Consider the following 12,374-nt stretch of genomic DNA (forward strand, 5'->3'; position numbering starts at 1 on the left):
GCTGATCACGCCAGTGCTGCGTGCGCGACTACAAGATAGTTTTTCCCGTGGGGCCGAGAATCAGGCGTTTCTTGTCGAAACGGTAAATGGCATTGATACGGTCAAGTCCATGGCCGTAGAACCGCAAGCCATTCGTAAGTGGGAGAACCAAATAGCCGCTTACGTTGCCGCTGGTTTCAAGACACAAAACCTCTCAACGATTGCTAACGAAAGTGTTGGGCTGATCGGTAAGTTGGTGACGGTCGCAACCCTATGGATGGGCGCTCGTTTGGTCATCGATGGCAGCCTGACGGTAGGTCAGTTGATTGCTTTTAATATGCTGGCCGGCAGGGTCTCGCAACCGATTATACGTCTGGCGCAACTCTGGACCAGTTTCCAGCAAACCGGGGTGTCCGTTCAACGTTTAGGCGACATCCTCAATACTCGGACCGAGTTGTCCCAGGCTGACAGAAGCGCGCTGCCGCCACTGAAGGGGCACATTGAATTTGACCAAGTGCACTTTCGCTATCGCACCGATGGTTCCGAAGTGCTGCGGGGCATTAGCGTGAAAATAATGGCGGGCGAAGTCATCGGCGTTGTGGGTCGCTCAGGTTCTGGAAAAAGCACACTCACCAGACTGCTTCAACGCCTGTATGTCCCAGAGCGAGGACGGGTGTTGGTGGACGGCATGGACTTGGCGTTGGCAGATGTTTCATCGCTGCGCCGCCAGATTGGTGTAGTACTTCAGGACAACATGTTGTTCAACCGCAGCATCCGCGAAAACATTGCATTGGCCGATCCTGGCACCCCCCTTGAAGCCGTCATGCAGGCGGCACAGATGGCCGGAGCCCACGAATTCATTCTGGAGTTGCCGGAGGGGTACGACACGATAGTCGGCGAGCACGGTGCCTCACTGTCAGGTGGTCAGCGGCAACGCGTAGCGATCGCGCGTGCATTGATCGGCAATCCACGGATTCTGATTTTCGATGAAGCGACCAGTGCTTTGGACTATGAGTCCGAGCGCATTATTCAGCAGAACATGCAGAGCATTTGCAAGGGCCGCACGGTGATCATTATTGCCCACCGATTATCCGCCGTCAGGGATGCCAACCGTATCTTGGTGATTGATCGCGGGCAAATAGTCGAGCAGGGCACGCATACCGAGTTATTGGCCCATCAAGCGGGGCACTACTCGCGATTGCACCGTATGCAACAAGGGTGAGCCGTTTGGTTGCGTGATGTGTGAACTGATCTCGCCTCTTTTCGGGAGGCGACACGGATGTGCATAGGTTTTTACATAGGACGATAATCGTATGAGCGCTCGCTCCGATTTGTTTCAACGCTACCGCCATGCCTGGCGCGAGTCGTGGCGTCGGCGAAAAGCCATGGATGCCCCCAAACGACTTCCTCACGAGGTTCAATTTTTACCGGCCGCATTAGAGCTGCAAGAAAAGCCGGTACATCCTGCACCCCGCATTTTTATATGGAGCATTCTTGGCTTTGCCACGTTGGCTTTGCTCTGGGCGTTCCTCGGTAAAATTGAAGTGGTCGCGGTGGCGCCGGGGAAAATTGTTCCCAGTGGCAAGACCAAGTTGATTCAATCCAGTGAGACTGCAGTCGTTACGGCGATTCATGTCACCGATGGTCAGGTGGTCAACGCGGGAGAAGTCCTGATTGAATTAGACCCGACTTCGGCAGATGCAGAGGTTCGGCGCATTCAGAGTGACCTTTTAGCGGCCCGGATTGACAGTGTCCGTGGCGGGGCGATGCTGGATGCGATCAATCATCAAAAAGAGCCTCAACCTCTAATAGGTTTGATTCAGGGAGCTACTCCCGACCAGGTGCTGACTGCACAGCGTTGGTTGCAGGGGCAATATCAGGAGTATCGCAGCAGCCTCGATCTTGTCGAGGCCGAAATTCTTCAACGGGACGCGGATATACAAGCCGCCAAAGCTCAAGTCTCTAGCTTGCTGAAAACGTTACCGATCGCCACTCAGTTAGCTCAAGACTATCAGCGGTTACTGGCTCAACAGTATGTTGCCAGGCACGAATATTTGGAAAAAGAGCAGGCTCGCCTGGACCTTCAGCGCCAACTCAGCGTCCAGCAAGCGAGTGTATTGCAATCAACCGCTGCTCAGGGTGAGGCCAAACGTCGGCGTGAAGGCGTGGTGGCCCAAACTCGGCGTTCAATGCTCGATTTGCAGCAAGAAGCCAATCAGAAAGAAGCCAGCTTGATTCAAGAGCTGGCTAAAGCCCAATACCAGGAAACGTTGACACTTCTTAGGGCTTCCGTGGATGGCACGGTTCAACAGCTGGCCGTCCATACCGTCGGCGGGGTTGTGACGCCAGCGCAGCAACTCATGGTCATTGTGCCTAGTAATCAGCCTGTAGAGGTTGAGGCGATGCTGGAAAACAAAGATGTGGGGTTTGTTCGAATCGGTCAATCCGTCACTGTCAAAGTGGAAACCTTCACGTTTACCAAATACGGCACGGTTGAAGGCGAAGTTGTCAGTATTTCAAATGATGCGATTGAGGATGAAAAGCGAGGCCGTATTTACAGCAGCCGTATTCGGCTTAAGTCCGACAGCCTAATGATCAAAGGACAACGTGTTGCGCTGACGCCGGGGATGTCTGTTACGGCTGAAGTTAAAACAGATCAGCGCCGGGTGATTGATTATTTTTTGAGTCCGTTGCAGCAGCATGTGGATGAGAGTCTGCGTGAGCGCTGATAGTTTTATTCAAATTTTATAAAAAGGAGTTTGAGCGTGAGTGGTAGTGTGATTGTTAAGAATTTGGCTATTTTCAAGATATTTTTTACGCTCTTCTATTGTATGTTTGCATGTGCTGACTCGATGTCGACGGTTACTCCGATCAAGGTGGCAATGGCGGATCAGTCGGTCATTTCGGAGTTCGTTGTTAAACGTAAAACTGGTTACACCTTCGCGGTGATGTTTGTTTGGGCAGCGGACTATTCAGGCATAAAAAAACAACGTGAGCTCTGGCGGGGACTGCATCAAAATAAGGGCGTTTCCTTACCGATTCATTTGCGGATTCTGAAAGATGGCGAAGTTTTTTTCGATGAAACAATCATCACTGCCGGTGTTGATGCGGGCGCTGTGATTGAGGTGAAAGGGCAAAAGCGATCAGTCGGTATTAGGACAATCAAAAACTACGAACTGATGCCAGGGCGTTATATCGTAAAAGTAAATACTGTTGGGCCTGCTGATGCTTTTCGTGGAGAAGAGTGTTACATGCAGTTTGCAACCTATGATCGAAAAATCTGATTGGGTCTCTATAATTCGACGAGGGAATTCTAAGTGGATAAAGAATATACCGTAACTTACAAGGTTGCCGAGCGTTCGGCAGAGTATGTCTATCAGGAAGATGTGGCAGGCCATAAAATCGGTGATATTCATAAATCACCCGGTGGGCACATGTGGTATAGCGTGAGCGATGGCTCGACTTCTGAAAGTTACGGTTTTGCTTCTCAGAACGGCAAACTGTTCGATATCGGTCGACTGACTAATCATGATGATGCAGGCTATCAACAAACGGCCTATGAGGTGACAGTAAAACTCAGCGCGGCACAATATGAGCAGTTGATTGCGTTTTCAAATAACCCCAAAGCATTTGGTTTTGACGCCTCGACCTATAATCTGTTCAATAACAGCTGTGTAGACTTTGTTTACGCCTCTCTTCAATCCATCGGTTACAACGACAAAAAGTTTGAGGGGGATCTTTGGCCGGGCAACAACAAAGATAATATCAAAGGTTTGTTGTATGGGTTTGGTGCGCAAATTATCCGCGATGACCTCACGCGCAATGGCGCGTATTACGACACGGGCGCGGGCCAGTCTTGCCTCTGGTTGAACCCTTCCGACTCAGTGACTGCAAGCCCGGTGAAGAACGAATTCTCCCTGACCACCGATACCCTATCAGGTATCAAGTACAAAGAATCCATCGACCATGACGCCGCCGCCGCACAAGTCAGCAATGGCCTAGTGACCAGTGGCGGTGGCTGGAACCTGAGCTACGACCCCAACAAGTTGAACCTGAACCAATATCAAGGCAACTGGGTTAACAACACCTTTACTGCTGCCGCCACCCAGATCCTGGCCGATGGTTACCGCCCCGGTAACATCAATACGGTCAAGGACGTTTTCGACTTCAGCCTACGCAACTCCAGCCAGAGTCTCACTTACGGCAGCACCTTGGCGGCGCTGTTGAACTCCGGTGACGCACGTGCTCGCCTGACTTTGCCTACTGACCCGTTGGTGCTGGACCTCAATGGCGACGGCGTGCGCCTGACCGATTACCTGACAGCCCCTGTGTTCTTCGATGCTGACAACGATGGCGGTAGCCTTGAAGAAACCGGCTGGGTCAGCGCCCAGGACGGTATCGTCGTGGTGGACGTCAACGCCAACGGCAAGATCGACAACATCAGTGAAACCCTCTCCGAGTACTTCGGCGGTGTGGCCGGCACTAACGGTGAAGCGGGACAAAAACGTTTCGCCAATGGATTTGCAGCGCTGGCCAGTCTGGACAGCAATGCCGATGGCGTATTCGACAACCAGGACGCAGCGTGGTCGAGTGTCAACGTATGGGTAGATGCCAATCACGATGGCAAAAGCTGGGACGATCGCAACGCCAACGGGGCGATTGACACCGGTGAAACCAGCGAACTCAAGTCACTCGCGGCCCTGGGCATCACGCAAATCAACCTGAAGAACCAATTGCAAAGTGGCGAAGTGCGTGACGGCAACGAGGTGCTCGCGCGCGGGACCTTTGTGCAAAATGGCGTGAGCAAGGAAGCCATCGCTGCGAACTTCATCGCCAACCCCAACGGTCACGTCTTTACGACAAACAGCTCGGGCACTGTGGTTTCAACCCAGGGCTCCGAGCAAGTCGCTGCCGTGAAAGGCTACGTATCGGCCTCGACGACCGGCGAGACCATCGACGTCGCGCAAAAAGGCGTCAACAACGCTACCGGCAGCTCGGGTAACGATGTACTCCAAGGGGATGCCCAGACTAACTGGCTGGCCGGCGGTCAAGGCAGCGATACCTTCTACGGCGGTGCAGGCGACGACGTGCTGTTGATCGACGGCGATGACCTGTCCGCCAATGTTCATGGCGGCGACGGCACCGACATCGCGCAAGTACTCGGCGACAAGGGCGTGTATCTGAACCTGGCCGACGCCAGTGTCGAAATCGCACAAGGCGGCCGTGGCAACGATGTATTTGTCGGCGGCGGCAACAGCACCGTGTATATGCGCGGCGGCGACGGCGACGATGTGCTCGTCGGTGGTTTGGCCAATGATGCGTTGTCAGGAGAGGGCGGTAACGACACCCTGATGGGTGGCGCGGGCAACGATGTATTGCGCGGCCATCGCGGCAATGACCGCATCGGTGGGGGTTCAGGTAATGACCTGATTGATGGCGGTCAGGACGATGACAACCTGAGCGGCGGCACCGGTGACGATATCCTGATCGGCGGCGCAGGCGATGACCGGATAGACGGTGGTGAAGGTCTGGATATTGTGGAGTTATCGGGCGATTTTTCCGACTATCACATCACCCGCACGACTGAAGGCGTATGGATCAGTGACACGGTTGCCGGACGCGACGGTACCGACTTCCTGCAAAACGTCGAAAAAGCCAACTTCAAGAACCTCGCACTGGTGGAGATTCCGACGGCCACTAGCGCAGGCATGGAAAACCCGTTGCTGGTCAAAGATGTTCTGAGCCAGGACAAGGCAGGCGTCGGTTTCGAGCGCACGAATGCACACCTGATCGGCAAGGAGCAACTGCTTCAGAACGACATCGACTTGCAACACGATGTGTTGCACATCACCGGTTTGTTTGACGTGGTGGGCGGCACGGCCAGCCTGACCCAGGCCGGCGACGTGTTGTTTACACCTGACGCAACTTTTACCGGCCTGATGGGTTTCAAATACACGGTGGCCGACGCCAAGGGTAACGAAGCCAGCACCATCACGAATACAGGCACCGGCGAGAGCGCCACTATGCGCGCCGCCGTGTACCTCAGGACCGCTGACCTGCCCAGCGATCCGTTAGTCACCGATCAGTGGTACCTGTCGCAGGCCAATATTCTTCCGGTATGGAATGACTACACGGGTAAAGGCGTCAAGATCGCCCAGATCGAAGTCAACAGCCCGTTCGGCATGACCAAGGAAATTCTCGATTACCGTCACGCCGACCTGAAAGACAACATCGACAAGAACTGGCTGGCCAACGCCACGCCGGGGCAAATGGCCGGCGAGGGCAGTGGTGGTCTGTTCAGCGATCACGCGACCCTGGTGGCTGGAGTGATGGTGGCTGCACGCAACGGCGAAGGCAGTATTGGTGTCGCCTATGACGCCAGCATCGCCGGCTATTGGATCAATAAAGAAGATTTCAGCAACATGTCCCGCATGCGTGAATACGATGTGGTGAATCACAGCTGGGGCAGTAGCCATCACTTCGACCTGCGGTTCACCCCGACTGAGTTGGGGCTGATGCCTGTCGCCTATCGCCAGGCTATCGGCACAGGCCGCGACGGCTTGGGCACTGTGATTGTCACTGGGGGAGGCAATGACCGCGTAAAAGGCGGCAACACCAACTACTCGAACGTCACCAACAGCCGCAGCAGTATTGTCGTCGGCGCCATCAATGCGACGACCGACCTCGGCGCACTGCAACTGGGTGGCAAGCCTTTCTCTAGCCCCGGCGCCAGTATTCTGGTCAGCGCACCCGGTTCGAATGTCACGTCGACTTCGCGCTTGGTGCAGAACGACAACGGTTCCACCTTCGGTGCAGACTCAAGCGTTTCTCAAGGCACCAGTTTTGCCGCACCGATTGTATCGGGCATCGTCGCGCTGATGCTGGAGGCAAACCATGAGCTGGGTTACCGCGACGTACAGGAGATACTCGCACTCTCGGCCCGTAAGGTGATAGACGCCACGACTTCATGGCAGAACAACGGCAGCCAGAATTGGAACGGCGGCGGCATGCACGTCAGTCACGACTACGGTTACGGCGAGGTCGATGCTCGCGCTGCTGTGCGTCTGGCGGAAACCTGGAATACCCAGCAGACCTTTGCCAACGAGTACAGCCTGATCACTCCTTTGGAGTCGGGTGTGCTCAACCGGTTGATTCACGACGGGCAAGGCTCGGGGATCAGTCATTCGCTGACGTTGAGCAATATGGATGGCCGAGCCGAACATGTCGAGGTCAAAGTCAACTTGACCCACTCCCGTCCAGGGGACCTCATTCTCAAGCTCATCTCGCCGTCGGGTACTGAGTCCATTCTAATGAATCGTCCGGGTAAGGTACCGGGCTCTGCGGTCAGTGACCGCGGAAATGCTGACTTTAACGGTGAAAAAACACTCGATTACGTCTTCGACACGGCTTTGCTTCGTGGCGAGGCAGTGAAGGGCAACTGGACACTGCAAGTGATTGACAGCGTGACGGGTGATACCGGCACACTGAACAGTTGGAGTCTCAACGTCTTTGGTAAGGGAGAAACGCGCAACGACCAGTATGTGTATACCAACGAGTACGCACAGTTGGCTGCTACAAACGGACGCAACGTGCTCAACGACACCGACGGTGGGCAAGATACGATCAATGTTGCGGCTATATCCAGCTCCAGCAGTATTGATTTGTCAGCGGGTGAAGCAACACTGGCCGGTACTCGGTTGACTATAAGCAATCCGGGGAATATCGAGCATTTGATCGGTGGTGAGTTCGCCGACAAATTAATTGGTAACTCGGCCGCTAACCATCTTTCTGGTGGGCGCGGTAATGATGTGTTGTCTGGCGGAGCCGGTATCGACACTCTGATAGGTGGCAAAGGCAACGACACCTTGACTGGTGGTGCTGACACTGACTACTTCGTGATCGATAAGGCGGCGGGAGAAACCGATACGCTCACTGACTTTGTGATAGGCACCGACAGGATTGTCTTGTCGGGTTTTGATGCCGATGTTTATTCTTCAATGAGCATTACACAGCAAGGTGCGGATACCCGGTTAGGCTTGATCAATGGACAGACAGTGTTGCTCAAGAACGTTCAGTCTCAGGGCTTGAAACTCAACAGCTTCGTGCATGTGCCAGACGGCTTGCGCTTAAGTCATTTGGCGGTCGGATCAGGTTACGGTTTTGGACACAGCGGTACACTGACTGAACGCGTTTTGCCTGACACCATCAATGGGTTCCTGTACTGGGCTAATGATAGCGGTGAGCGTGTGTTTGGTGGTTCTGGTGCCGACAAGATCACCGGTGGTCTCGGTCACGATGTGTTGGTGGGCGAAAGCTCCACCGGTTCAACTGTAGGTGGCAATGACGTCATCAATGGTGGTGAAGGTAATGATACGGTACGCGGTGGTGCTGGCGATGATGTGCTGTACGGTGGTCCAGGGCAGGACTATCTAGGGGGAGATGCTGGCAACGACACTCTTTACCTCGAGGGAGATCAGGCTATCAACGATCTTGCCGCCAATACCTTGCTCTCATCCAATATTAAGCTCGATGGCGCTGCATCGCATACGATTGGCGCGGTCGCTGGTGGTGAAGGTAATGATCGATTTGTTGTGGTCGAGGACCTTCGGGCCAGTGTTTCGAACGGCGTCATGGCCAACCTGATCGATGATTTTGAAGTCGCAAATGCCGGCGAAAAAATCGATCTGTCACAGATTCGAGCTGTGCGCGCGTTTTCTGAATTGAACTTCAGTACGGTGACGGTCGACGGCGAACAGTACCTGCGTGTCTGGCTAGGCGTCATGGCTAGCGGTACTCAATATCTGACGCTCAAAGGCGTGAAGGCCGACCAGTTATCTGCCAGCAATTTCATCTTCAGCCAATTACCTGCGCGGCCCAAGGTACTGCTGAGCGGCACCGATGTCGATGACGTGCTTGTCGGGGATGCAGGAGGCAACACTTTGGATGGCGGTGCGGGCGCCGATGTCATGGAAGGGCGACTGGGCGACGACACCTACATCGTCGATAACATCGGGGATGTGGCCAGGGAAGTGGTGGGTGGCGGTTACGACGTCGTCAAATCCAGCGTCAGTTATGTACTGCCCGATGAGGTGGAGTCCTTGCTGTTGCAAGGTTCCGCAGCCATCAATGGAACCGGTAACGGGCTGACCAATCGCATCGTGTGTAATAGCGGCAACAACGTATTGGATGGCGCAGGTGGCTCCGATGTGATGATAGGTGGCCTGGATGACGATACCTATGTTGTCGATGACGGCAACGACCGCATTGTCGAACTGGCGGGGGAAGGCACGGACAGTGTTCGCTCTTCGGTCTCTTTCACGCTGTCCAACCATTTGGAGAATCTGGCATTAACGGGAATCGCCCGGATCAATGCCACAGGCAACGCTGCCGATAACGTCCTGCGTGGCAACAGCGCAGACAACCGGATTGACGGCGCCCAGGGCGCGGACCGGATGTACGGTGAGCAGGGCAATGACACCTACTTTGTAGACAACACAGCGGACGTGGTGGTGGAAGGGCTCAACGCCGGCACTGACAAGGTGATCTCCACCGTTGATTTCACACTCGGGAACAATGTCGAAAACCTGGAACTTTCGGGCCCTGCGTTGAACGCAACGGGCAATGCGTTGGCAAACCACCTGGTAGGCAACGAGCACAACAACCGTCTTTACGGTGGTGCCGGAGACGATCTCCTGCAAGGTGGCAAAGGCGATGATCGTTATGTGTTCGGCCCCGGGCAGGGGCGAGACACGATCAATGAAGAGTCGGGTGCTGGCGGCGGCGCGGATACCATTGTGTTCGAAGCGGGTATCGAAGAGCGCAACGTTGCCGTTGAGCATTCCGAACGAGGCATGGTGTTGCGTCTGAATAATGGCCAGCAAATTGTTTCGAATTGGACGGCCACCGCTGGCCACAGCATCGAACGTATCGAGTTCGCCAACGGCAAGGTCTGGAATACCGCCACACTGGCAATCCAGAACAACCGGGCGCCTACACTCTCAACTGCAATTGCGGACCAGAATGCCACCGAGGACAGCCGATTTGTACTGACACTGGCCGCCGGCACTTTCGCTGATGCGGATGCCGGTGATGCATTCACGTTGAGCGCGACCTTGGCAGATGGCAAACCCTTGCCAGGCTGGCTGACCTTTGACCCCAAGACCCTGACCTTCAGTGGCACACCCGGCAACGACAAGGTCGGCAGCGTGATGATCCGGGTCACCGCCACAGACAAAGCCGGCGCAACAGTTTCGGATGCCTTCAACCTGACGGTTGCCAACGTCAACGATGCACCGCGACTGGTTAACGCCCTCACTGATCTGAGCCTCAAAAGCGGTCAGGCACTCAAGTATGAAGTACCAGCCAGTACGTTCGCCGATGTAGACGTCGGAGATCGGCTGACCTATCAGGCGACGCTGGCCAACGGCTCGGCACTGCCGACCTGGCTGGTGTTTGATCCGGCGACTCGCACGTTCAGCGGTACGCCTGGCGAAAGCGGCACACTCTCGGTCAATGTTTCCGTGACCGACCTTTCGGCGGCAGCAGCCGGCGATATCTTCGAGATCGTGGTAAGCCCCGCCACTACCGTGATCAACGGTACAAAAAATGGCGAGACCCTGACAGGCGACGCCCAGGCCAACACCTTGAATGGTCTGGGTGGTGAAGACTACCTCTACGGCAACGCCGGGGACGACATTTTGAATGGGGGCGATGGCAACGACTGGCTCAATGGCGGAGCCGGCAACGACATCCTTGATGGTGGAGTCGGTAATGATCGGTTGTCTGGAGATGCTGGCAGCGACACATACCGTATGTACCGGGGCATGGGTCAGGACACGATTACCGATGTTGAATGGAGCGGCACCAGCATCGATACGATCGAGGTCGCGTCCGATCTGATGCCTGCGGACCTGTTACTGAGCCGTGAGGGTAACAACCTCACCCTCGCGATCAGGGGTACGACCGATAAGCTGTCGATCACCTTTTTCAAAAATATCGCGTATGCGGTGGAGCGCGTCGAATTTGCCGATGGCACGACCTGGGATCTTGAAGCGCTCAAGGCTATGACACGCGGCGTGGCTACTCAAGGCGCTGATACCTTGTATGGTGATATCGAGGCCGATGTACTCAACGGTCTCGATGGCAATGACCTGCTGTACGGTGATGCGGGTGATGACCGACTCAATGGCGGTGCGGGTAACGACACGCTCAATGGAGATGCCGGCAACGACCTCCTTGACGGTGGTGACGGCAACGACTCACTGACGGGCGGTGACGGGAATGACACCCTCGACGGCCGCGCCGGCAACGACTACCTCTCCGGCGGCATGGGCGACGATACCTACCTGTTCTACCGCGGTATGGGGCAGGACACCATCAGTGAATTTGATTCGACGACAGGTAACCGCGATACGATCAAAGTCGCGGCCGACCTGTCGCCTGCTGATCTGATCGTCAGACGTGACGGCTCGAACGTGTACCTGGCCATCAACGGCACCACAGACAAGATGACCATCTACAGTTACACCGACGCCAATTACCAAGTGGAACGCGTGGAGTTTGCCAACGGGACGGTCTGGGGCGTAAATGATCTGCGGCGCCTGTCCTGGGTGCCTGCCAGTGAAGCCGCCGATACGATCTACGGCGACGAAACAGACGAGCGGATTGACGGGCTGGGCGGCGGCGACAAATTGTACGGCCAGGCTGGTAACGATGTGCTCAATGGTGGAGGCGGCGACGACACACTCGATGGCGGCATGGGCCAGGACTCTCTCGATGGTGGCCTGGGCAATGACTGGCTCTATGGTGGCTCGGGTAATGACACCTATCACTTCCAACGTGGCAGTGGGCAGGACACCATCCTCGACCGCGACTGGACGGCCGGCAACGTCGATGTAATCAAGTTTGGCCCTGGCATCGGTGCGGCCGACGTCAAGGCTTCCCGCCAAGACTCCGACCTCGAGTTGGCAATCATTGGTACCACAGACAAACTCATTGTTAGGGATTGGTTTTCTTCAGCGGATTCACAGATCGAGAAAATACAATTCGCCAATGGCACGTTCTGGAATGTGGCAACCGTGCAGGCCCTGGTCAAGGGCGTGGCCACTGAAGGTAACGACGTTCTCCAGGGCGAGGAATCCCGTGACGACATCCTTAACGGGCTCGGCGGCGACGATAAACTCTACGGATTGTCGGGTAATGACAGGCTCAGTGGCGGTACTGGTAAAGACACACTTTATGGTGGGGCGGGGGCAGATACACTCGACGGAGGGCCTGGCAACGACACCCTCTATGGAGACGTAGGCAATGACACCTACCTGTTTTATCGTGGAGTTGGGCAAGACTTGATAAGTGACTACGATTCTTCGGGGGGTAACTTGGACGTGATCAAGGTA

At 55.3% G+C, this 12,374-nt stretch carries 4 protein-coding genes; all 4 read left to right on the forward strand.

Going from position 1 to position 12,374, the window contains the following annotated elements; genetic code table 11:
- Positions 1–1,201 (forward strand): ATP-binding cassette domain-containing protein (locus FEM54_RS11710; RefSeq protein WP_138450977.1); only part of this gene is annotated, 1,201 nt, incomplete at its 5' end.
- Positions 1,202–1,292: 91 nt separating this feature from the next.
- Positions 1,293–2,708, forward strand: a complete 1,416-nt coding sequence (locus tag FEM54_RS11715; RefSeq protein ID WP_138450981.1) for an HlyD family type I secretion periplasmic adaptor subunit — start codon at positions 1,293–1,295, stop codon at positions 2,706–2,708.
- 36 nt (positions 2,709–2,744) lie between these two features.
- Positions 2,745–3,263 (forward strand): DUF5625 family protein, encoded by a 519-nt coding sequence (locus FEM54_RS11720; RefSeq protein WP_138450983.1) that lies wholly within the window; start codon positions 2,745–2,747, stop codon positions 3,261–3,263.
- 33 nt (positions 3,264–3,296) lie between these two features.
- A partial coding sequence (locus FEM54_RS34915) for a calcium-binding protein (protein WP_138450985.1) occupies positions 3,297–12,374 on the forward strand: 9,078 nt, incomplete at its 3' end.

Origin of the sequence: Pseudomonas edaphica (assembly GCF_005863185.1) — a bacterium.
Taxonomy (GTDB): domain Bacteria; phylum Pseudomonadota; class Gammaproteobacteria; order Pseudomonadales; family Pseudomonadaceae; genus Aquipseudomonas; species Aquipseudomonas edaphica.